General features: G+C 51.7%; 13 protein-coding genes. 5 read left to right on the forward strand and 8 right to left on the reverse strand.

Features of this window, described 5'->3' with window-relative positions:
- Window positions 1–368: 368 nt before the first annotated feature.
- From SFSGTM_RS10510 to SFSGTM_RS10525, 4 genes are all read right to left on the reverse strand, one after another.
- Window positions 369–1,346 (reverse strand): hypothetical protein, encoded by a 978-nt coding sequence (locus SFSGTM_RS10510; RefSeq protein WP_162085123.1) that lies wholly within the window; start codon window positions 1,344–1,346, stop codon window positions 369–371.
- 686 nt (window positions 1,347–2,032) lie between these two features.
- Window positions 2,033–3,463, reverse strand: coding sequence for an IS1182 family transposase (locus SFSGTM_RS10515; RefSeq protein ID WP_162085124.1), 1,431 nt, complete (start codon window positions 3,461–3,463; stop codon window positions 2,033–2,035).
- Window positions 3,464–3,719: 256 nt separating this feature from the next.
- Window positions 3,720–5,045, reverse strand: a complete 1,326-nt coding sequence (locus tag SFSGTM_RS10520) for a PQQ-dependent sugar dehydrogenase (RefSeq protein WP_232525963.1) — start codon at window positions 5,043–5,045, stop codon at window positions 3,720–3,722.
- A 142-nt stretch (window positions 5,046–5,187) separates the two neighbouring features.
- On the reverse strand, window positions 5,188–5,718 hold the full coding sequence (locus tag SFSGTM_RS10525) for a DsrE family protein (protein WP_162085125.1): 531 nt from the start codon (window positions 5,716–5,718) through the stop codon (window positions 5,188–5,190).
- 310 nt (window positions 5,719–6,028) lie between these two features.
- Here SFSGTM_RS10525 and SFSGTM_RS10530 point away from each other — a divergent pair, with 310 nt between their 5' ends.
- The 5 genes from SFSGTM_RS10530 to pbpC all read left to right on the forward strand — a co-directional run bounded on the left by SFSGTM_RS10530 (window position 6,029) and on the right by pbpC (window position 17,268).
- Window positions 6,029–6,586 (forward strand): sterol desaturase family protein, encoded by a 558-nt coding sequence (locus SFSGTM_RS10530; RefSeq protein WP_162085126.1) that lies wholly within the window; start codon window positions 6,029–6,031, stop codon window positions 6,584–6,586.
- A 96-nt stretch (window positions 6,587–6,682) separates the two neighbouring features.
- On the forward strand, window positions 6,683–7,213 hold the full coding sequence (locus SFSGTM_RS10535) for a hypothetical protein (protein ID WP_162085127.1): 531 nt from the start codon (window positions 6,683–6,685) through the stop codon (window positions 7,211–7,213).
- A 46-nt stretch (window positions 7,214–7,259) separates the two neighbouring features.
- Window positions 7,260–9,206 carry an AsmA family protein gene (locus SFSGTM_RS10540; RefSeq protein ID WP_162085128.1) on the forward strand — a complete coding sequence of 649 codons (1,947 nt, stop codon included), beginning with the start codon at window positions 7,260–7,262 and terminating at the stop codon, window positions 9,204–9,206.
- A 132-nt stretch (window positions 9,207–9,338) separates the two neighbouring features.
- Window positions 9,339–15,113, forward strand: a complete 5,775-nt coding sequence (locus tag SFSGTM_RS10545) for an alpha-2-macroglobulin family protein (protein ID WP_198420546.1) — start codon at window positions 9,339–9,341, stop codon at window positions 15,111–15,113.
- Between the two features lies 1 nt (window position 15,114).
- Window positions 15,115–17,268: a penicillin-binding protein 1C gene (pbpC, locus tag SFSGTM_RS10550; protein WP_162085129.1), complete on the forward strand. Its 2,154-nt coding sequence runs from the start codon at window positions 15,115–15,117 to the stop codon at window positions 17,266–17,268.
- Window positions 17,269–17,338: 70 nt separating this feature from the next.
- Here the strand turns inward: pbpC and SFSGTM_RS10555 are convergent, their stop codons facing one another.
- The 4 genes from SFSGTM_RS10555 to SFSGTM_RS10570 are packed head-to-tail and all read right to left on the reverse strand — an operon-like array spanning window position 17,339 to window position 23,553.
- A complete protein-coding gene (locus SFSGTM_RS10555; protein ID WP_198420547.1) occupies window positions 17,339–18,115 on the reverse strand; it encodes an alpha/beta hydrolase in 777 nt (258 codons plus the stop codon).
- Between the two features lie 21 nt (window positions 18,116–18,136).
- Window positions 18,137–19,399: a TolC family protein gene (locus tag SFSGTM_RS10560; RefSeq protein ID WP_162085130.1), complete on the reverse strand. Its 1,263-nt coding sequence runs from the start codon at window positions 19,397–19,399 to the stop codon at window positions 18,137–18,139.
- A complete protein-coding gene (locus SFSGTM_RS10565; RefSeq protein WP_162085131.1) occupies window positions 19,400–22,468 on the reverse strand; it encodes an efflux RND transporter permease subunit in 3,069 nt (1,022 codons plus the stop codon).
- A gap of 2 nt (window positions 22,469–22,470) precedes the next feature.
- The gene (locus SFSGTM_RS10570; RefSeq protein ID WP_162085132.1) at window positions 22,471–23,553 is read right to left on the reverse strand and encodes an efflux RND transporter periplasmic adaptor subunit; all 1,083 of its coding nucleotides are present in this window, start codon (window positions 23,551–23,553) and stop codon (window positions 22,471–22,473) included.
- Window positions 23,554–23,579: the final 26 nt, after the last annotated feature.

The following is a 23,579-nucleotide window of genomic DNA, read 5'->3' on the forward strand; positions in this document are numbered from 1 at the left end:
CTTCTGCTATTCTGCCTAAGCAAGCTGTCATTCATACACAGGTTTTTGAGTGACGGCTGTCCACCCAAAATCAAATTTTGATGGCTTATTGTCAATTTGCACCGCAGATTGATCCAACTTTTGCATTTCAGTCTGCCCCACCAAATTTTATAGAAGATGTTTCATGAGCATCTAATATTGGGTTCGCCGATGTGCTTCAGAAAATGGCGTGTGGTGTCGGCATTAGTAATAAAGGCGCGGATACTTATCTGTGCAGGGCAGCTTGGATAGATCAAAGGGAAAACTTCATAGAGGCTACGTGCCGGCAACATACACCACAGGTGTATGTGAAGCAGCACGATGCGGTGCAGTCAATCTAGGTAATAGCGCTATTTCTCGGCGGCTACCGAAGTTAGCAGCAAGTCGATTGCCTTTGATGCCACCAAGAGAATGTTTTTCTCATAGGCGGCTGGGTCGACGGTGACGGTTCCCGATTGGTTGTTACTCGATCCGGAGCTGTCGTATGTGCCGATGAATGCGTCGGAATGAATCTGGCCTTCGAGGCCGAACTGCGCCTGACAGAAGGCGCAAGCTCCTGTGCCACTACCCCAACCCAGGATCGATGTGGACGGGATGATCTCATTTTTATTACGGCCGTCGATTGTTGCTCCCACAGCGAGGGATGCCTTGGAGCCGCCAAAAGAACCTGAGCCTTTGAAATTTGCAAAGTTTGCGACGATGGTGATACCCAGTACAGCAGCGTCAGTTTGTTTAGCTGCAATGGGGAACGCCTCGTACGCTGGGGACTTCGCCACTTGATCGCTAATTATATTGAAGCGTGCTGCAAAGCCCGCCGTGCCTTTATCCTCCTTGGCGCGGTCATCGGCAGCCAACGCCACTGAGCGCTGACCAGTGGGGATCACGAACGTCCCCAAGCGGCCGACCGTAAAGTTTTCGGATGGCGACAGAGCGGCGTAGGCGGCGGCTGTTTTCATGAGCGCTGACGACTCGATGACGGCATATCCCTTGGCGGACGCCTGCTTGAGGAACTCCACATAAATCTCGTCGGCAATTTTCTGCATGAGGGTGTGGTTCACGCCGACCAGTTCTCCACTTATCTTGGCCGCGCTGCTGCCAAAGAGGCCATGCGATGCTGCATTCGCAGCGTCTTCGGTGACGAAGGCCACACGAAACGCACCAATTGCGAAAGTCGATTTCCCTTTAAGCTCTCCACCATGTGTGACTTTAACGCTGGCATCCTTATCACCACCTCCAAAAAAAGAATCGGCTTGTACTTGGCTAGTCAGTGCAATGCCGCCGATTAAGAAGGCGATGCAGGAGAGGCGAAAGCAGACTTTATTGATCATAAGGGCGATTCTTTCATCGAAATTAAAAAACAGAGTGGATATTCTAAAAGTGCACTTTCGCCAAACAGACAAGAAAAAACTTTTTAAAACCTGAGACCATTATTATTTTTAATATTGATTCCGTCGCTATCATCATGAATATTGGTGGTAGAGCACGAAACTGAAAAGATAAACAATTCAAATGAATTCAATTAAGTATCAACGATTATGGAATTGAGGTCAATGGCATTATTCTTCTTGGTTATTTGAAAAATGCCTGATTCCATCCGCGTGGATGGCGAACTATTGAATAACTTGGTCGAGAACACCAGCGAGGTTTCGAAGGACCCTTAGACAACGCGATACCATAGCGACGGTTCGGATCGGTAATGTTTATAGTTATCGGGCGCGGTGTATTTGACAACGGCTCCATGTCGGGAAAAAGATTGCACTAGATTGAAGGCTTAAGCCATTCTAAACTCGCCTATGTCCACTAGTATAAGCAGTACTTCATAATCAGCCATACGAATGAGCACTTATGGCACAAAACAGAAGAAATTAGCCAAGGACGTGAACGTCTACTTAGGCCGGAGGCTGTGTGAAAACGGTCTAAAATTCTGACCGGGATGGGGTGGCCTCAGAAACACACTGGCTGCTCAATTTTGATTTGCAGGTGGTGTTGGGAACAGAGCAAGCAAAAGGCCCGATCAGGCCTGTATCGCCACCATCAACTCCTTGATTCCGATGATTTTCATCACTCGCTTCATGTTGTAGGCGAGTACATGCAGGCTCATTTCGGTACTGACCCGTTCCAAGGTTCGGGTCAGGAAATGGGTTGCTCCCATCCAATCCTTAAGCGTGCCGAACGGATGCTCAACGGTCTGTCGTCGAATTCGCATAGCATCTGGTTTTTTATCGAGACGTTTTTGCATGGCATCAAGGCTGGACTCATGCTCTCCACGGGAGATACGTCGATATGGGCTGGGAGTACATTTATCCTTGATTGAACAGCGAGGGCAATCCGAACTCGAGTATCTATGAATAAGTGCACCCCGCTCAATACTGGTGAACCGTTTGGTCAGTCGGCTTCCGGCCGGGCAACGGTATTCGTCTGTTTCTGGTTCGAAGATGAAATCTTCTTTGTCGAATCGTCCATCGGCTTTGGCCGATGAAGTCATTGGCTTGGAAACGAAAGGGGTAATGCCTGTTTCCTCGCAGGCATGTATTTCCTCGCCATTGAAATAGCCACGATCCGCAATCACCTGCAGATCGGACGCGACCATGGCCACCTTGGCTTGCTTGGCCATCTTTGCTAACTGACCCCGGTCACTCCCCGTATTGGTGACCTCGTGGGCAACGATGAGATGGTGCTGTGTATCGACCGCCGTTTGAACGTTATAACCCACCAACCCTCGACTGGTACTGGTTGCCATGGCGCGAGCATCCGGATCGGTTAACGAAATTTGTCCGCTGGGTACCTGATCCAGTTGAGCTTTAATTTCTTTCAGTTGCTCCAGCCTGACCTTCATCGTTGCCATCTTCTCCTTGAGTCGGGTTGTTCTCGCCTCGGCAATATCGGCAGGCTGCCGGTCTGCGGTATCCATTGCTGTCAGGTAACGCTCAATGCTACGATCAATTTCCTGTATCCGCTTTTCAAGTTTGCCGCGTGTGAAGTTGCGGTCATGTGCATTGACCGCTTTGAACTTGCTGCCATCAATAGCCACGACTGCTTGGGTGAAGAGATTTAGCTGGCGACATAGCACAATGAACTGATGGCAAACGTTGCGGATACCTTTGCTGTTGTCCTTCCTAAAGTCAGCAATGGTCTTGAAGTCGGGAGACAGCCTTCCGAGCAGCCACATCAGTTCAATATTCCGATGAGTTTCTCTTTCCAGCCGGCGGCTCGATTGAATGCGATTGAGATAGCCATACACATAAAGTTTCAGGAGCGTCGATGGGTGATACGAAGGTCGCCCGGTAGCGGCTGGCGCAACTGAAAAACCAAGGTCACTAAGATCGAGCTGATCGACAAACACATCAACAACCTGGACAGGATTGTCTTCACTGATATAGTCATCGAGGCACTCCGGTAGCAACGAGACTTGGCTCCGACATTCGCTATGGATAAATCGCTTCACGATAAGCCTAACATAATGTTTATATGCGTTATTTTAACACATAATGGCGATTTATCGTTTACACGGGGGCGACGTTTTCACACAGCCTCGCCGAATACCTGACCTTCATATTCTCGAGACTTTTACAGAAATTTACGTTCAACCCGTTATGGGTTGGTGGTAGCTGATAGGCTGAAGCAGATTTTTTCGCCAAAGGAATGCTCCTTGAATCGTAGATTCCAGGCGCATTGCACAGGATACACCAATGATATCTAGCTCAATGCGTTGAACTCACGCGCCAGATGACATTACCCACGTCGTCAGCCACAAGCAGCGCGCCCTGTTTATCAATCACCACACCCACAGGTCTACCGTAGGCGTTACCTTGCTCACTTAGAAAACCTGTCAGTACATCTACAGGCGCGGCAACCGATGGTTTGCTATTTTGAAAAGGCACGAAAATCACCTTGTAACCACTGTGTGGTCGACGATTCCACGAACCATGCTGGCCGATGAACATGCCGTTGGCGAACCTTGCTGGCAACGTATTGTTGGCGGAAAAAGCCAAGCCCAGAGAAGCAGTATGTGCCCCCAAAGCGTAATCAGGCACAATCGCCTTGGCGACTAAGTCCGGACGCTGAGGTGACACGCGCTGATCGACATGCTGACCATAATAGCTATAGGGCCAACCGTAGAAACCACCATCTCGTACTGAGGTCATATAATCTGGAACCAGATCACTGCCCAGCTCGTCGCGCTCATTCACCACTGTCCACAATGCGCGGGTGTCTGGCTCCCATGCCAGACCATTCGGGTTGCGCAGACCTGATGCAAAGATCCGATGCGCACCTGTCTGGATATCAACCTCCCAGATAGTAGCCCTTTCAGCCTCGACTGCCATGCCACGTTCAGCGACATTGCTATTTGAGCCTACAGTCACATACAGTTTGCTGCCATCCGGACTCGCGATGATATTCTTGGTCCAATGGTGATTGATAAGCCCCGCTGGCAAATCCACTAGCTTAATGGCGGGTGCAGTGATGCGCATATCACCTTCCACATAGGGAAATCGCAGCACCGCGTCAGAGTCGGCGATATACAAATAGTTGCCAACCAGCGCCATGCCGAAAGGTGAGTTTAACCCCTCCAGCAATACCGAACGCAAATCCACCACCCCATCACCATTACTGTCGCGCAGCAATGTGATGCGGTTAGCACTGGGCACACTTGCACCGGCTTTCTTCATCACCAGCCCCATCACCCAACCCTTGATACCTTTGCCGTCTTCCGGCTTGGGTGGCGCATTGCTCTCTGCCACCAGCACATCGCCATTAGGCAGCACATAGAGCCAGCGCGGATGATCAAGATCTTTTGCAAAAGCGCTGACAGTGGTACCGGGTGCGGACAACGGTTTGACGTTATCAGGCCAACCTTTTGCAGGGGCGATATTAACTGTGGGTATCAGGGTGTGATTGGGTGCGGGGAGCTGCGGATTGGCACCAAAGCCAGCCGACAGCGGCAACGTGGCTGTATCACCACATGCCGACAGCGCTAGCATGGCACTCAACATCACGATTATTCGTACAGAAGGCTGCATAGCCATGACCAGCTCCTTGATTGATATTTACCAACTGGCTAACCGGGTGGTTTCATAGCCTATCTAACACCCCGTCAGACTTAAATTAGCACTTGGATGTTTTAAGTCCGGCAGGATAGTAGTTTTCAAAAACCTGGTCCTATAATACTCAATTTACAGGATCTACAACATAGCCCTTTTTCGCTTGCAAATAAGCCACTTCGGCAAAGCCGGACGGCACGATGTCACGATCGGTCACGTGATATAGCTGATGAAAATCGATACCCTGTTCGCGCAGGGTATTGTCGCACACGTCAAACTGCACACCACGGGCTTTAAGTGCATCAAGCTTTTTTCGCATTTCTGGATCAGGATCTTTCAACAACGACACGCCCTTGCCATAAAGCACGACCGTACTATGTACGTGACCACCCCATTTCGCAGCCGAATCCAGGCCATTCTCTATATTATTCAACTTCATGCCCTGAACGGCCTTATCATCAGTCGTCATTGGCACCACTATCTTCACCACCCCATATTGTTCATGGGTCATCTTCGGTTGAACATAGCTGCCAGAACTAACCACCATGGCTTTTGCACCTGTATCTGTATGGGGTTTGTCATCGGCAACTGCATAGACTGCACCCACCACAAATATCGAACTAATTATCGGAATCAAGACGTGTCGAATACGTTTCATAATTTACTCCTGGTTGGATTAGTAAAATCACACTACAAAATGGCCATCTGTATAAGTAAATATCGGCACATTCAGTTCAGTGTATCCCTGCAAATTTTGCTATCCGTTCGATACCGAACATATCCTGGCTCAATCACTTCTTGACGTTAGCATCCCTATTTCATTTCAGCCTCACTTCGTTCACAAACCACAATTTATGTGTGTCGCCGTACAGACTGTGCATTTCAGCGCAAGTATTCTGGTTAAGTAGCGTAATAACACGCCTACCCAAATAGCCATCTGATTGGGCAAAAAACACATGGGAGTTTTTATGTTGAAACACAGCAAATTGGCGTACCGAACTTACTTCGCGCTGTATCTAAGTGCAGTAGTTATTTCGTTGACCGTCCTGCTGGTGACGAACCCGCCTGAACAAAGTCTGATACTGGTCAGTTTCGCATTAGCAGGTCTGGCAAGCTGGACCGCTATTGAGTACGTAATGCATCGCATCATACTGCACGAGTTGCCGTTTTTTAGTCGCTGGCATATGGCACATCATCAGCACCCATCCATACTCATACGCGGAACTAAGGTGCTCAGCACGATATTTATCATCTTGCTTGCCCTGCTTCCAGCACTGTTATTAGCTGATATTCAGCACGCTTTTGCACTATCACTAGGTTTAATCACAGGTTATCTGGGATACGCACTTACACATCAGGCCATACATCACTGTAATACCGATCATGCCTGGCTGAAAGAACGCCAGCGCTGGCATGTTGATTGTCACCACCACAGCGAGCAACCCATTTGCTATGGCGTTACAACTGAATTTTGGGATCGTATTTTTGGCAGTACACCTCAGGTAGTAGCACCCACAAATTATTAACAGTAAAAAGTGTGCGGTTACGCACATACGCACCAGGACGTAGAGATTAAGATTAACCACTATCCGACCCAAACGGGTCATATCAGGAGAAATAACATGAACGAATACATCCACCACGTATCGGGATTTTTTGCTCACCGCGAAGAAGCCCACAATGCGCTTACCTCACTTGTTGAGCGCGGACTGCCAAGCGAACATATACATATCTTTGAAACCGACGCTGATGTACCCGCCTCCGCTCAGGCATCTAAAAGCAAAGAAGTCTTAAAAGATGTGCTAGTAGATGGCGCTATTGGCACAGCAATTGGCACTGGTGTCGGCGCGCTAGGCGAAATAGCCTTGCTAGTAACGAACGTCAGCTTGTTCATCGCTAGTCCATTGCTTGCACCTATCGTGATGATGGGTTGGGGCGCCACTATAGGCGCTTTGATCGGCGCTTCAGCAGGCGCTACATCAAGCATAGAACACAAAGACGGGAAATTTGCCGAGCTGATCGGTGACGCCATATCCAATGGTCAGTTTGTGCTGGTAGTGAAAACCAAATCCGAACAAGAAACCGCCATTGCACGTGATGTCATCCAGAAATCGGTCGGTGATTACAACGATATCAACAAGGTCTGGAAATAATTGTTGAGCACAGTGTGTCGAGCAAGCCACTGAAAAACAGCCGAATATGAACGCGTCTCGCAGCCTGAAATTGTTAGGAATCCTCATGGCTGCGTTAGCCGTTACCACTCTCATACTGGTGATATTCTTCGACTGGAATTGGCTGCGTCATCCTATCGAACGCTTCGTGGCGGAGAAAACCGGGCGGGCGCTAATCATTAACGGCAACCTCAACATCAAACTGGGTTGGCCGCTTGCTCGTATTCAAGCTACAGATATCAGCTTTGCCAATCCTGACTGGGCGAAACAGCCGCTGATGTTCACGGTCAAACAAATAGATGGCAAAGTCAGTTTGCCTGAGTTATTTAAACGCCATGTCAGTGTGCTCACGCTTAATCTCACACAGCCACAGGTATTTCTTGAACAAAGCTCAGATGGCCGCAAGAACTGGCTACTCGACCGCAATCAGCAAGATGAAAACGCCAAAATTAAAATTGACAGTATCACTCTGGATAACGGTCAAATCAGTTACACCGATACAGGACACGACACTCAAATTCAGGCCGCGCTTTCTACCCACCAGAGCCTGCCACAAACCGACATGGCAGCAGATATCATATTTACCGCGACAGGTAAGCTCAAAGGGTTGGCATTAACAGCCAGTGGTAGTGGCGGCACCGTGCTCAACTTAAATGATGAAATCACCCCCTATCCGCTCAACATTGATATCAGCCTCGGCCATACCCAGCTACATGCAGCAGGTACAGTAACCAGCTTGAGTCGCTTTAGTGCTGTTGATTTGAATATAGCCCTGAACGGCACCAGTCTCGATCAGCTATATCCGCTGATAGGTATTGCGCTGCCACGTACACTAATTTACTCGACCAAAGGGCATTTACTGCACAGCACAAAGCAGTGGCGTTATGAGAAATTCACTGCGCGGATAGGAAAAAGCGATTTGTCTGGCAATCTTCAAATCGACAGCACTGGTAAACGCCCGTTTTTAAAGGGTGACGTAACATTTCAAAAGTTGGATCTGGCAGATCTTGGCTCGCCCATAGGGATGAGCAATAAAAACAAGGGCAAAGCGTCCGATTCAACACAACAAACCACGCATGCACTACCTGTCAGCACTGCCAATAAACGCGACGTACTGCCTGAACTGCCTTTTCGCACCGAGCGCTGGGACAGTGTCGATGCAGACGTAAGAATCCAGGCAAAGCACATCCAGCGGGCACGTGCCTTGCCTATCGACAATCTGGTGGCACACGTCAAAATGAATAACGCCATCCTGACGCTAGATCCTATCAGCTTCGGTGTTGCAGGCGGCACACTGGCGGGAACCGTCACGCTCAATGGCAAACACGATCCGATTCAGGCCAAAGTCAACATTCATGCCCGAAAGATACAACTCAATCAATTATTCCCCACCATCAAATTAACCAGAACCAGTATAGGTCAGATACATGGTGAATTCGACCTGAGTGGTACTGGAAATGCCGTTGACCAGATGCTCGCCAGCGCCAATGGCCGTGCGACGCTAGTGGTGGACGGAGGAAAAATCAGCAAGCTGATGCTAGAAACAGCAGGGTTGCATCTGTGGGAGATGTTGCAATTAAAAGTAACTGGTGACGAAGTCATCACGCTAAATTGTGCAGTGGCTGATTTCGATGTCAAACGCGGCAATCTGCAAACCAAAATCATGGTTCTGGATACTGACATCACCACCATCATGGGTAGAGGCAATATCGACATGGCACAAGAAACTCTGGATCTGGAATTACAACCCCACACCAAAATCCTCAGTCCGCTGGCATTGCACAGCCCAATCTACATTCGTGGTAAATTTGCCAAGCCTGTTGTATCCCTCGACAAAACCAAACTGATATTACGTGGTGCAGGCGCAATTGCGCTGGGCGTCGTCAACCCGTTACTGGTAATCATCCCATTAATTGACTCTGGGCCTGGAAAAGACAGTGCATGTGGAAAGCTGATACGTAGAGCACAACACTAAGGCCGTGTTGGCTTACGTCCTGCTAGGATCGATAATGCCTCCATCAGTGACATACATGCAGGATAAAAAATTACAGTTTCCCTACAAACAAGCACTATATAATCCTCAAGAATACTCGGGGGAGAATAAAAAATGTGGTTACGTATGTGGATGCGGGTTGTAATTGTTTTACTTATGCTGAGTTTACAGTCCGTATGGGCGGCAGGTTTTCAGATCGAGAGTTTCTCCCCGCAAGGGACAGTCAAGGGTGTGCGACAGGTGACGGCACGCTTTACTGCACCGATGATTCCATTTGGCGATCCGCGTTTGCCTGAACCTTTTGATATCGATTGCCCGGAAAAAGGCACGGCGCGCTGGGTTGATGCAGAAAACTGGGCGTACGATTTTGACCGTGATCTGCCAGCCGGCGTTAGCTGTCGGTTCGTACTCAAAGCCGGACTCAAAGCATTGGACGGCAGTGCGCCGAACGGTACGTTGGCATTTACCTTTAACACAGGCGGGCCTTCAGTATTACGTACTGAACCGGATGAAGGTTCGCAGATAGAAGAACGCCAGATTTTCATCCTCGGTCTGGATGCGACAGTCCGCAAGGATAGCGTGCTAGAGCATGCATGGTGCTCAGCACAGGGTATCAACGAAAAGATCGGCGTACGTTTCATCGAGGGCGCAATGCGCCAGCGCATACTGGCAGCCAGCCAGAATACGCTCGGTGGCATGCTGCAGGTTCTGTTCAAATCGCGTGATCACGCTGCCATTGCCACTTTTTCGGTAAAGGAAAAGGGCACCCCTTTCGAACAGGCGCTCAAGGCAAATGATGATCGCATCGTTGTGCTGCAGTGCGCACGCCGACTGCCGGCCAAATCGGATGTCAGTCTGGTATGGGGTGCGGGCATTGCTACACAGAGCGGAATTACGACCGATCAGGATCAGGCGCTGGCTTTCGAAGTACGCGAGAATTTTCGGGCAAAATTCAATTGCGAGCGGGTCAACAAGCATTCCAACTGTATCCCTATGCTGCCAATGACGCTGGACTTCACTGCGCCAGTGCCTGCCCGTTTTGCCAAACAGATTACGCTGACAGGTGCCGGCAAGACATGGCACGCAGTGTTCAGTAAAGATGATAGCAATGCAGTAAATAGTGTCAATTTTAGCGGCCCATTTCCTGAGCATGCTACTTTCAAGCTGACGCTGCCAGAAGCGATACGCGATGACGCAGGGCGTCCCTTATACAATCGCAAGCGCTTCCCGTTGCAGGTCAAGACTGATTTTGCACCGCCACTAGCCAAATTCCCCGCCGAATTCGGCATCATCGAACTCAATGCCGGTGCCACACTGCCAGTGACAGTGCGTAATCTGGAGCCGGCTCTGGCAGTCACCAAAATTCAGGCTGAACAGGATATACCGGGCAAAACACTCAGAGTCAGCGACAATCCGAAAGATATCTTGTACTGGCTGAAGCTGGTCAGAAAAAATGCCAATGACGAGTGGGAATACGATGAAGATAAAGGCCGTTCCGTGCCTGTGGTTCGTTCCGGCGATCAGCCAACCCGTTTCCATCTGCCCAAGCCCAATGGTGCGAAGGCATTTGAAATCATCGGCATCCCGCTGGAGCAGCCGGGACTGCATATCGTAGAGCTGGCCAGTCCCAAGCTGGGTGCAGCCTTGCTGGGCGAGAAAAAACCTTATTACGTGCGCACAGCCGCGCTGGTGACCAACCTCTCTGTGCATTTCAAGCAGGGGCGCGAGTCGTCGCTGGTATGGGTGACATCGCTGGATAAGGGTGAACCGGTAGCCAATGCCGCAGTAGATGTGCGGGATTGCGGCGGCACCAGTTACTGGAAGGGCAAAACCGACAAAGACGGCATTGCCAATATTGAAACAGCACTGCCATCACTGGACGAATTACCGATCTGTTTTGAGTACAACCGCAGCTATTTCGTGACTGCGCGACTGGGCAAGGATAACAGTTTCGTATTCTCCGACTGGAATGAAGGTATCAACCGCTGGCGTTTCAACCTGCCCGACGGTAGCTATAACGGCCCGATACTGACAACCACGGTATTCGACCGCACCTTGCTGCGCGCGGGCGAAACCGTACACATGAAGCATTTTTACCGCCGTCATACCCGTAGCGGCTTTGCGCTGCCAGCAGCAGACAGTTTACCTCCCCTGTTGCGCATTACGCATCAGGGCAGCGAGCAGAAATACGAGATGCCGCTGAAATGGAATGCCGACGATACCGCCGAATCTGTGTGGACGGTGCCGAAAGATGCAAAGTCCGGCAGTTATACGGTGGAAATGGTGACATCGAAAGGCCAGAATAGCGACAGTCGCATGAGCGGCAGCTTCCGCGTCGAGGCGTTCCGCGTTCCAACCATGAAAGCCGTACTCAAACCATTGGGTACGCCGTTGATCAATGTCGATAGCGCCGAACTGGATATGCAGTTGAACTATTTATCCGGCGGCGGAGCTGGCGGGTTACCGGTCAAACTGCGCGGTCTGGTCGAGCCCCGTACAGTCAGTTTTGCAGATTATCCCGATTTCACTTTTGCCAACGGCAGCGTGAAGGAAGGTTTGCAGGCAGAAGCTTCCAATCAGTGGCAGTTTGGCGATGACGAAAACGATGACGACGATGCACCGGCTATCAATACCGCTGTCAGCGGCAGCCGTCCGCTGGCATTGCGCAATCTGGTGCTGGATAAGAACGGTGCAATTCGTGCCACGCTGGATAAGTTACCACGCTCGGATGCGCCACAGGATGTGACGGCCGAGCTGGAGTATCGCGACCCTAATGGCGAAACGCTGGCTGCATCCAGTCATTTTACGTTGTGGCCGTCGCGCATCGTGCTCGGTATCAAGCCCGATGCCTGGGCGGCAAGCAAGGAGCATCTCAAATTTCATGTACTGGCGCTCGATACCGCAGGCAAGCCACTGGCCGGCGTTCCCGTCAGTGTGGACATGTTGCAGCAGAAAAGCTATTCGCACCGCAAACGCCTGATCGGTGGATTTTATGCTTATGAACATAAGAGCGAGATCAAACGGTTAGCCGATATCTGTCAGGGCGTCACCGATGCCAAAGGCTATGTGCATTGCGACACGCATAGTGATACCGACGGCAATCTTATCCTGCGTGCGCATGCCACCGACGATGCCGGTAACGCCAGCTGGGCGCATCGCGAAATCTGGGTTGCCGGCAAGGACGACTGGTGGTTCGATGCCAGCAACGACGACCGTATGGACGTGTTGCCGGAAAAACCGCGCTACGAGCCAGGCGATACGGCCACTTTCCAGGTGCGCATGCCGTTCCGCGAAGCGACAGCGCTGGTCACGGTGGAACGCGAGGGAGTGATTGATTCCTTTGTGCAGCATATCTCCGGCAAAGAAGCGGTGGTGAAACTGCCGATCAAGTCTAGTTACGCACCGAATGTTTTCGTCTCGGTACTGGCTGTGCGCGGCAGAATGGACGACGTCCAACCCGGCGCGCTGGTCGATCTGGGCAAGCCGGCATTCAAGCTCGGTATCGGCCAGATCAACGTCGGCTGGCGCGCGCATGAGTTAAAAGTCGCCGTCCACGCTGATCGCGACGAATACAAAATCCGCGACAAGGCGCATGTCAAAATCAAGGTGATACGCGCAGACGGCAGCACCCTGCCCGCCGGAGCGGAAGTCGCACTGGCGGCCGTGGACGAAGGTCTGCTGGAGCTGATGCCGAACGATAGCTGGAAACTGCTGGAAACTATGATGAGCACGCGCGGGCTGGAAGTCGATACCGCTACCGCCCAAATGCAGGTAGTCGGCAAACGCCACTTCGGTCGCAAGGCCGTGCCGCATGGTGGCGGCGGCGGACATCAGGCTGCACGCGAGTTGTTTGAAACGCTGCTCAAGTGGCAGGCCCGGGTGAAGCTGGATGCCAACGGCGAGGCGGAAGTGGATGTGCCGCTCAACGATGCACTGAGCTCATTCCGTATCGTAGCCATTGCGCATGCCGGGGCCGGTCTGTTCGGCACCGGATCGACTTCGGTGCACACGACTCAGGATGTAATTCTGCTGTCCGGGCTGCCACCCATGGTGCGTGAGCAAGACAGCTATCGCGCTGGGTTCACCGTGCGTAATGCCTCCAAAGGTACATTGACCCTAAAGGTACAGGCCAAACTGACGCAAAGTCGCAGCGGCAGTACACCGCTGGCAGTGAAACCAGATCTGGCACCACAAACTGTCACGCTGGCGCCGGGGGCGGCACAGGAAGTTGCCTGGAACGTCACCGCGCCGCTGGATGCCGATAATTTACGCTGGGAAGTCGAAGCGCGTACACCGTCAGGCGATGCCGGCGACAAACTCGCAATTAGCCAAAAAGTCGTGCCAGCCGTACCAGTACGCACTTATCAGGCCACGCTGTTGCAGCTCGACCAGCCGTTTGCATTAGCCGTAGCCAAACCCGCCGATGCACTGCCCGAACGCGGCGGCGTAGTGTTGCACATGCAGAGCCGTCTCGCCGATGAATTGGCCGGAGTACAGGATTACATGGCGTCATACCCATATACCTGTCTGGAACAGCAAGTTTCACAGGCTGTGGCATTGCGCGATCAGAAACGCTGGGATCGTGTTATGGACAGCCTGCCCGCCTATCTCGACAACGACGGCATGGCTAAGTATTTCCCAATGATGCAGGAAGGCAGCGACACCCTGACCGCTTATCTGATGGCAATTGCAAATGAAGCTGGCTGGACTATTCCCAATACCAGTCTCGAACGCATGAACAAGGCGCTTAATGGCTTTGTAACTGGTCGCGTGCGTCGCTATTCCGCACTGCCCACTGCCGATCTGGCAATACGTAAGATCGCTGCACTGGAAGCGTTATCGCGTTATCAGGAGGTAGGCGATGAGATGACACAATCCTTCTCCATCGAACCCAACCTGTGGCCGACCTCGGCGGTGCTGGACTGGTACGACCTGCTCAAGCATGCATCCGGACTGGCAGAACGCGACAAACGCATGCAGGAAGCGCAAGGCATTATCCGTTCACGCCTGAATTTCCAGGGTACGACCATGGGCTTTGCTACCGAACGCAGCGATTATCTGTGGTGGTTGATGATATCCGGCGACGTCAATGCCAATCGAGCCATACTCGACCTGCTGGACAACCCGCAATGGCAGAAAGATATGCCGCGTCTGGTACGTGGCAGCATTGGGCGGCAACACAAGGGTCGTTGGCAGACTACGGTTGCCAATGCATGGGGCGTGCTGGCGCTGGAGAAATTTTCGCAACGGTTCGAAGCCGTGCCGGTGACAGGCAAGACCGTTGCCTCGCTGTCCGGCCAACAGGATAAAACCCTGGACTGGAGCCAGCACGCCAAGGGTGGCGATCTAGCTTTCAACTGGCCGGCAACATCGCAAACCTTGCACGCTGTGCAGAATGGCACTGGCAAACCTTGGCTAACAGTGGAAAGTCGCGCTGCCATTCCGCTCAAACAGCCGCTCAGCTCAGGTTTCCATGTAGTGCGCACGGTAACTGCGCTGGAACAGAAGGTAAAAGGCCGCTGGAGCCGGGGCGACGTGCTGCGCGTACACCTCGATCTCGAAGCACAGTCGGACATGAGCTGGGTAGTAGTCGACGACCCTATCCCTGCCGGAGCATCGGTGCTGGGTACGGGGTTAGGACGCGATTCGGCCATATTTGCCAAGGGTGAGAAAAAACGCGGCTGGGTCTGGCCTGCTTTTGAGGAACGCACATTCGAGGCTTTCCGCGCCTATTATGCATTCGTACCTAAGGGTAGCTGGAGTGTGGAATATACCGTGCGGCTGAATAATTCTGGTCATTTCGAGCTGCCCGCCACTCGGGTCGAAGCCATGTATGCGCCGGAAATGTTCGGCGAAATTCCGAATCAGGATATGAAAATTCAGGAGTGACATGGACGTTATTCGGGTATTACTCTCAAGACCGGCTTCACGCTGGATCAATGTCTGGCTTTTGCTGACTGGTCTGCTGACAGCAGCAGCAGGACATGCGGCATTGCCGACTTTTGCCGAAGTAAAGGCCGGTTATGTGCCTTCCGATGCTACGCTACTCGATCGCAATGACGTTGTTATCGATCAGTTGCGCATCGACATGAAAATACGTCGACTCAACTGGACACCATTGCAGGATATTTCACCGATACTGCTGACAACCGTGATTCAGGCGGAGGACAAACGCTTTTACGAACACGCGGGGGTAGACTGGAAAGCGCTGGCAAGTGCGGCTGTCGACATGTTGTTTCAGGACAGGCAGCGAGGCGCCAGTACGTTAACCATGCAACTGGTCAGCCAGCTGAATCCGGCACTGCTGCCGAAGAAGAACAAGCGCACCTATACGCAAAAATGGGATCAGATTGCGGCAGCACGCGAGCTGGAAAAAAACTGGAGCAAGCCGCAGATACTCGAAGCTTATTTCAATCTGGTGAGCTTTCGCGGCGAATTTCAGGGCATAGGCGCTGCAGCCAAAGGCTTGTTCAATAAAACACCGGACGGACTGGACGAGGCAGAAGCCTTGTTACTATCGAGTTTGCTACGCGCACCTAATGCGACGCCGGGCACGGTAGCAAAACGCGCTTGCCAGCTCGCCATCAGCGCCGGGGTAAAAACGTCGTGTACGGCAATTCAAGCCAAAGCCGCCATCAGTCTGGATCGTGCTTTCAATATCGCACCGGAAATCGCACTGGCACCCCACGTTGCCCGCCGCTTGCTCAAAGATGCCGGACAACCAGTACGTTCGACGCTGGATGCTGCTACCCAGCAATTCGCTACTCAATCGCTGTTTGAACAATTGGCCGGACTAGCCGGTAGCCATGTACAGGAAGGCGCTGTGCTGGTGGTGGATAACAAAAGTGGCGAAGTGCTGGCCTATGTCAGCGGCGGCCCCAATTCACGCAATATTTATGTGGATGGCGTGCTCGCTCCTCGTCAGGCAGGCTCGACGCTGAAGCCTTTTCTTTATAGTCTGGCGCTGGAGCAGCGCCTGCTGACAGCGGCCTCACTGATCGACGATGCGCCAGTTAATTTGTCTACGCCCAACGGTCTGTATGTGCCGCAGAATTATGATCATGAGTTCAAAGGTATGGTCAGCGCGCGGCTGGCGCTGAGCGGATCGCTCAATGTGCCGGCAGTGAAAACGCTGATGCTGGTAGGTACCGACACATTCATCGATCGCTTGAATGCGCTAGGTTTCGACGGGCTGACCGAGGATGGCGATTATTACGGTTATTCGCTAGCGCTGGGCTCTGCCGAAGTGAGCTTGTGGCAATTGGTAGATGGTTATCGTACCTTGGCAAATAGTGGCCGTTACAGCACACTGAGTTTGACGCCCGGCAGCAGCGGCAAGGCAGTGCAAGTAATAGATCCGGCAGCTGCCTTTGTGGTGGGAGACATCCTCTCAGACCGCGGCGCACGCGCTATTACTTTCGGCCTGGACAGTCCACTCGCAACCCGTTACTGGTCTGCCGTCAAAACCGGCACCAGCAAGGACATGCGTGACAACTGGTGCGTCGGGTTTTCCGAGCGTTATACCGTTGGTGTATGGGTAGGCAATTTTAACGGCGACGCCATGCGCGACGTTTCCGGCATCAGCGGCGCAGCACCGGTCTGGCTGGAGGTCATGAATTTTCTCAATGGCGCTGCACCTGGGCGGGCACCAACCGCACCGCAGGGTGTTGTCGCCCAGAATGTACGATTCAATCCTGCTGTAGAACCGCCGCGACGCGAATGGTTTCTTGCCGGTACCGCCAGCTCAGTGATCAATCTTGCTCCGACGGGCAGTGTGCGTCCTCGCATTCGCTACCCTGGGGCAGGTGAAATTTTAGCACTTGATCCGGATATACCGCCTGCCAATCAGGCAGTGTTTTTCGAGATGTTTCCAGTTGATACGTCCATGCAGTGGCAGCTGGACGGTAACGTATTGCCTGCCGATACTCCCTGGCACCCTCAGTCAGGTGAGCATATGCTGGTGTTGCTAGATAGTGCTGGGCAAGAAGTGGATAAGGTACATTTTGTTGTACGTGGCAATTTAAGGCAGACAAGTAGTAGATAACGGCGCATGAAATCTATACATCCTCATCATAAACAACTGCCGGACTGGAGGAGGATGTATAGCCACAAATTCATTTCAGTTCATGCGTCCATCTCACTATTTCATCCATATCAGCAGTAGGTGCACCCTTGTGATCGGAGTCTGATTCATAATAATGATTAGATGGATTAGCAGGCAGCTTGCTATACAGCGGGATATTCACCTGTCTTAAAGCTGGATAATCATTTTTAGCTACTGTCCATAAAATGGGCACTTTTGCAGCCAGAACCGAATATTCCAGATTCATTGCACCTTCAGGATCAAACCAGCTCAGGTATATATTCGGCGTAGTTATTACAGTAAATAAGCCACGACTGCCTTCATAATCATTCAGCCCCACAGTGACATCCCCTTGTCCTGTTGCCTGCAATTGCCGGGCTTGCGCAACAGTCTCACCCAGCTTTTCCCTGAAACCAGCGCTGGCGACATTACCTCCGGGTGACATGGCAATCACGCCATCAACTGGCAGCACCCCTGCCAGATACATGGCAAATACGCCGCCCTGACTATGCCCGGCCACAAACACTTTTTGCGCGCCTTGTTGCCGCAAGGAAAGTATTGCCGCTTCTACTTCACGCTGCGCATGTGCTACATCGACATCATAATGACGACGTCCAGACCATGGCATATCCAGATTACTCACCAGATATCCCCGTGTTTGCAAACCTTCAGCCAGCGTACTCACTAATCCAGACGGTGAGCCGCCTTTACCGTGCATGATGACTATACCCAGCTGCGGCGATTGTGCATGTGCCAGCGATCCGAACCACATCAGACACCAGGCTAACAAAATTGATCTGAACGCCATTTTTTGCTCCTTATATGATTTTTACTTGACGGGATCATGCCCTTCTTCATCGGCATCTATCGGCCACAAGGCATGTGTGTCCAATAGTAAACGATAACGCGCTTGCGCTGCCGCAAGTCGTGTATTGATGGCATTCAAATCTGCGTCCTGCGTCAAGCGGCGCGCGTTGAGCACATCCGTCAGCCCACTTTCCCCCAATTCATAGGCGCGCGTCATCAAGTCAGCATGACGGCGCATCGCAGTACTGGCTGCTTCACTAGCTTGCCATGCACCATAGGCAGATTGCGTGGCGAGCCAGGTATTGGCAGTTTCGGTCTCGATTTTGGTACGCACTCCCGCTTCACGTTCACTGGCAACCAACTGATTCGCCGCCGCCATACGCGCAGTTGCGTAACGAGCGCTGCCCGTAAATGGAATAGTGAGATTGACCCCTATAATTTTTTCTTCACCACCACGTTCATTGGCAAAATGTATACCGACACTAGGGTCTGGGACTTTATCTGCTTCGCTACGCTCCAACAGTGTTCCATAACGCAAGGTTTCATTATGGGCAATAGCCAGTTCATGGTTGTGTGCCATACTGCGCTGCTGCCACACATCCAATGATTCGGTCACTCGTTCAGGCTGTGGCAGCACAGGTTTGGTTGGCAGCGCTATAGCTGGATATCGTCGATTCAGCTCATTCTTTGCAGTCGCCAGCCGTAACTCAGCATCGGCCAGCTGTGCTTGTGACTGCGCTAACGCAGCTTCTGCCTGAAGCTGGTCAAGTTTGGCGGCATCCCCTGCACGTACGCGTTTATTAACCACGTCTAACTGAGTTTTCAGCCCATCTACTTGCGCTTGCCATTGCTGGGTTTGATAGAACTCACGCAACCAGTTAAACCAGCTGGTCAATAACATACGGCCAGACTCATGCAGCGCGTCGCCGAGCACGAAATGACCTTGCTCCATACCTTGTTCACCGAGTTGCGCATCCAACCGCGCCTTATTCGGCAAACGTAACGCGCGTTCCAAGCCCACGTCCCATTCGTTATAACGCTGATCAGGTATCAAGGTATGACGTTGCTGCGTATTCAGGCGGATAGCCGTTTCATACCCACCCGCCCGCAGACGGTCATTATTGGCCGATTCCACACCCAGATTCGCCGTTGCTGCACGTACTGTAGGCGTGTTATTCAATGCCGTAGTCACGGCAGCCAGAGAGGGTAAATCAGGTGGACTCATGTAGCTGTCTGCATAAGCGGGTAAGCTCATCATCACCGCTAAAAATAGTATTTTTTTCATTTAAGCCTCCACCGCCACTTTGGCAAAGCCAAAACGACGATACAAAATAGGAAGTAAGACCAAGGTCAGCAAGGTAGAGGTGACTAAACCACCTATCACCACAATCGCTAACGGCTTCTGAATTTCAGAGCCTGGACCGCTGGCAAACACCAAGGGCAACAAGCCGAATGCAGCGATCATCGCTGTCATCAGCACCGGACGCAGCCGGCGTTTCGCACCCTCAACCACAACTTGACTGATATCCATGCCAGTCTCGATAAGCTGATTGAAATAACTGACCAACACCACACCATTGAGCACGGCTATACCCAGCAAGGCGATAAAGCCGACTGATGCGGGTACAGACATATATTCACCTGATAGCCACAAGGCAAACACACCCCCTATGAGCGCAAATGGCACATTGGTCAGCACCAACAGCGCTAACCGCAGTGAATTAAATGTGGCATAGAGCAGCAAAAATATCATCATCAGCGCGATCGGTACGACGATAGCCAGACGTTTAGCCGCACGTTGCTGATTCTCAAACTGTCCGCCCCAGACGATGCTATAGGCTGCGGGCAACGATACCTTGCTCGCCACAGCACGCTTAGCCTCATCGACAAAGCCCACCAAATCACGCCCACGCACATTGGCTTGTACCACGACATAACGGCGAGCGTTTTCTCTATCCACTTTCACCGGACCATCAACACGCTGCAAATGGGCGATTTCGGATAACGGTATGCTGCGACCATCTGGCAAGGTGATGCGCATCGCCGCAAACTGTTCCGGCGAATTACGCACGGCTTCCCCGCCACGCAATACCAACGGTGTACGACGCACACCTTCGAGCACCACACCTAGCTGCTTGCCTTCGATTTGCGCCCGCAGGTCATTCTGGATGTCATCGGTATTCAAGCCAAACCGCCCAGCTGCCAGCCTGTCAACTTTGATCTGCAAGAATTGCACACCATCATTTTTAACCGTAATAACGTCTTCAGCACCAGGGATGGCTTTGAGCACGCCTTCAACTTGACCTGCCAACTGATTTAACTGAGCCAGATCCGTACCAAAGATTTTCACAGCCAAATCACCACGCACGCCTGTCAGCATTTCCGACACGCGCATTTCTATCGGCTGTGTAAATGATATCGTCACCCCGGGGAAATCCTGCATCACCGTGCGCAACTGATCAATTAACCAGGGTTTATCAGGCTTGCGCCATTGATCACGAGGCTTAAGTACGAGGAAGGTATCAGTCTGGTTCAAACCCATAGGATCTAATCCCAGTTCATCCGAACCTGTCCGCGCCACGACACCCTTGACTTCAGGCACACGCATGAGTGCTTGCTGTATACGCAGATCCAGTTTCACCGAGTCTTCCAGGCTGATAGATGGTAATTTTTCCAGTTGCAGAATCACATCACCCTCATCCATCACCGGCATAAAGGTTTTACCTATCAGGGTATAAACCCCTGCTGTTGCTACCAAACCCAATACTGCGGCGATAACTACCGTACGCGCGTGTGCAAGACTCCACACCAAAGCAGGCTCATAAATCGCCATAGCCTTACGCACCAGCCAAGGGTCACTATGCGCACCCTGTTTCAGCAGCCAGGAAGCTAGCACAGGCACCAACGTCAATGACAGCAATAATGAACCTGCCAAAGCAAATACTATGGTCAGTGCAACAGGAATAAACAGCTTGCCTTCCAGTCCTTGTAGCGTCAGTAAGGGGAAGAACACGATAATGATAATCAGCACACCAGATGCTACAGGGGTGATGACCTCACCAACTGCACGATAAATCAGATGCAGTTTTTCAGCCGTCTTATCATGCGCCAGATGGGTGACGATATTTTCCACCACAACAACCGCCGCATCGACCAGCATACCAATCGCTATCGCCAGCCCGCCCAGACTCATGAGATTCGCCGACATATCAAATTGGCGCATGAGAATGAATGTGAATAAGGCAGATAAGGGCAATACCACTGCAACCAGCACAGCGGCCCGCAAATTACCTAAGAACAGAACCAACAATATCACCACCAGCACTATCGCTTCTGCCAAAGCTTCCGCCACTGTCCCCACCGCGCGATCAACCAGACCGCCCCGGTTGTAGAATACTTTGGTGTGCACGCCTGCAGGCAGCCCTTTATCAATCTCAATCAGTCGCTCCTGTACGGCAGCAACCACTTGCCGTGCATTAGCACCCTTTAACCCCAGCACCAGGCCTTCTACCGCCTCACCACGACCATCCTTGGTCACTGCGCCATAACGAGTCAAGCTGCCGACCTGGACTTCTGCCACGTCACCCACACGCACAGGCACGCCATCGCGGTTTGTGATAACGATGGCACGTACGTCATCCAAGGTCTTAATTGCACCTTCAACACGCACAACCAATACTTCTTCACCTGCACGCAAACGCCCTGCACCATCATTTCGATTATTCAGTTCCAGTGCGCGTTGCAAATCATTCAACTGCACGCCTCGCGCTGCTAACTGAGCATTGTTTGGTACGACTTCGAACGTACGCACCATGCCACCCAACGTATTCACATCAGCCACACCAGGCAAAGTACGTAGTTGTGGACGAATTACCCAATCCAGCAGTGAACGCCGCTGCTCGAGCGACAATCCGCCACCTTCAACGGTAAACATAAACATCTCACCCAGCGGCGTAGTAATTGGTGCTAATCCGCCTGAACTGCCTATGGGTAGGCTACTCTGCACATTGGCTAAACGTTCAGCAACTTGCTGGCGAGCCCAATAAATATCGGTGCCTTCGGCAAAATCGATGGTAATGTCGGCCAATGCATACTTAGAAATAGAGCGTAATATTTGCTGCTTGGGTATGCCCAGCATTTCTGTTTCTATCGGCGCAACAATACGCGCTTCGACTTCTTCAGGAGTCATGCCTGGGGCTTTCATGATGAGCTTAACTTGCGTGCTCGATACATCAGGAAAGGCATCTATCGGCAACTGCTGAAAAGCCATCCAGCCAGTACCGATCAAAATAGCGGTCAATATTAATATCAACAGCCGCTTGGAGAGGGCAAAAGCGACGAGTTTATCTAACATGATTATTCGCCTCCTACGCCAGTCCACACCGCCTTAATCTGCGCAACACCCTGGATAGCAATCATGTCGGTGGGCAATAACTTGCCCGAAATACTCGCCATCGTTCCCGTATGGGCTAATACTTGTACCGCAACTGGATGGAATCCGTGTGCATCACGTACGAATACATAGGGTTTATTCTGCTGATATACAATTGCACTTGCAGGAACCTGCCAAGCTGCAGTGGCTGCATGCCCACTGATTTTGGCTTCAACGGCTTGCCCACTCATCAGCCCATCCAAATCCCCGCTAATTTCTGCACGCACGGTGACAGTTTGTGAAGCCTGAGCGCTTTGTGCAATCGACAATACCCGACCCGTTGCAGTACGTCCGACCAGACTTACCGTGTCGTTAACTTTAATATTGGCTGCCAACTGACTAGGCACTTGTATCACCAGCCACAACGGGCGCATTTGAGCGATTTTGAATAAAGCCGTGGTGGTATCAACGCGTTGACCGGCTGTGACATTGGCCTCCAACACCACACCAGATATCGGCGATGCCAGTTGCAATTCTGCACTACGTGCAGTTCCGTGCTCCATTTGCGAGATGGTACTGGCTGGCACGCCTAACATACGAAGCGATTGGCGCTGTTGTGTCAGCATCGCCTGTGCAGACAAATAGTTTGCCCGAGTCGTTTGCTGGCGTGATGCGGGGATAATGCCATCAGCCAATAATTTATCATCACGCTGCATTTGTGCCTGTGCCAGTTGTGCCTGCGCTGCCGCCTGCACCAGCCCACCTTGTGCTTGCGCCAAATCTGGACTCAATAAGCTTGCCAGTGGTTGACCTGCTTTAACCTGCGTGTTCGCTGTGACCCAGATACGACTCACCATCCCCATCATAGGCGCGGCAACTATGCGCTCCTGATTTGCTGGTATTGCTACCATTGCAGGGTAACTTAAACTGGTTGTTGATTGGCTACTGCTAATTGGGGTGGTAACGATACCCAATGTTTGTAGTTGTTTGGCAGTAAATGCCAATTGATCAGCGGCATAAGCCGTAACTGCTGTGCTCAATGCAACAGCAAAAATAATGCGTTTCATGGTATATCCTCACACAAAAAATAGTC

Origin of the sequence: Sulfuriferula nivalis (assembly GCF_009937995.1) — a bacterium.
Classification (GTDB): Bacteria; Pseudomonadota; Gammaproteobacteria; order Burkholderiales; family Sulfuriferulaceae; genus Sulfuriferula; species Sulfuriferula nivalis.

Excerpts from the sequence above, each read along its gene's own strand:
- SFSGTM_RS10520 (WP_232525963.1), bottom strand. The coding sequence starts at position 5,045 with ATGGCTATGCAGCCTTCTGTACGAATAATCGTGATGTTGAGTGCCATG.
- SFSGTM_RS10535 (WP_162085127.1), top strand. The coding sequence starts at position 6,683 with ATGAACGAATACATCCACCACGTATCGGGATTTTTTGCTCACCGCGAA.
- SFSGTM_RS10510 (WP_162085123.1), bottom strand. The coding sequence starts at position 1,346 with ATGATCAATAAAGTCTGCTTTCGCCTCTCCTGCATCGCCTTCTTAATC.
- SFSGTM_RS10560 (WP_162085130.1), bottom strand. The coding sequence starts at position 19,399 with ATGAAAAAAATACTATTTTTAGCGGTGATGATGAGCTTACCCGCTTAT.
- SFSGTM_RS10555 (WP_198420547.1), bottom strand. The coding sequence starts at position 18,115 with ATGGCGTTCAGATCAATTTTGTTAGCCTGGTGTCTGATGTGGTTCGGA.
- SFSGTM_RS10525 (WP_162085125.1), bottom strand. The coding sequence starts at position 5,718 with ATGAAACGTATTCGACACGTCTTGATTCCGATAATTAGTTCGATATTT.
- SFSGTM_RS10545 (WP_198420546.1), top strand. The coding sequence starts at position 9,339 with ATGTGGTTACGTATGTGGATGCGGGTTGTAATTGTTTTACTTATGCTG.
- SFSGTM_RS10530 (WP_162085126.1), top strand. The coding sequence starts at position 6,029 with ATGTTGAAACACAGCAAATTGGCGTACCGAACTTACTTCGCGCTGTAT.
- SFSGTM_RS10565 (WP_162085131.1), bottom strand. The coding sequence starts at position 22,468 with ATGTTAGATAAACTCGTCGCTTTTGCCCTCTCCAAGCGGCTGTTGATA.
- SFSGTM_RS10540 (WP_162085128.1), top strand. The coding sequence starts at position 7,260 with ATGAACGCGTCTCGCAGCCTGAAATTGTTAGGAATCCTCATGGCTGCG.
- SFSGTM_RS10570 (WP_162085132.1), bottom strand. The coding sequence starts at position 23,553 with ATGAAACGCATTATTTTTGCTGTTGCATTGAGCACAGCAGTTACGGCT.
- pbpC (WP_162085129.1), top strand. The coding sequence starts at position 15,115 with ATGGACGTTATTCGGGTATTACTCTCAAGACCGGCTTCACGCTGGATC.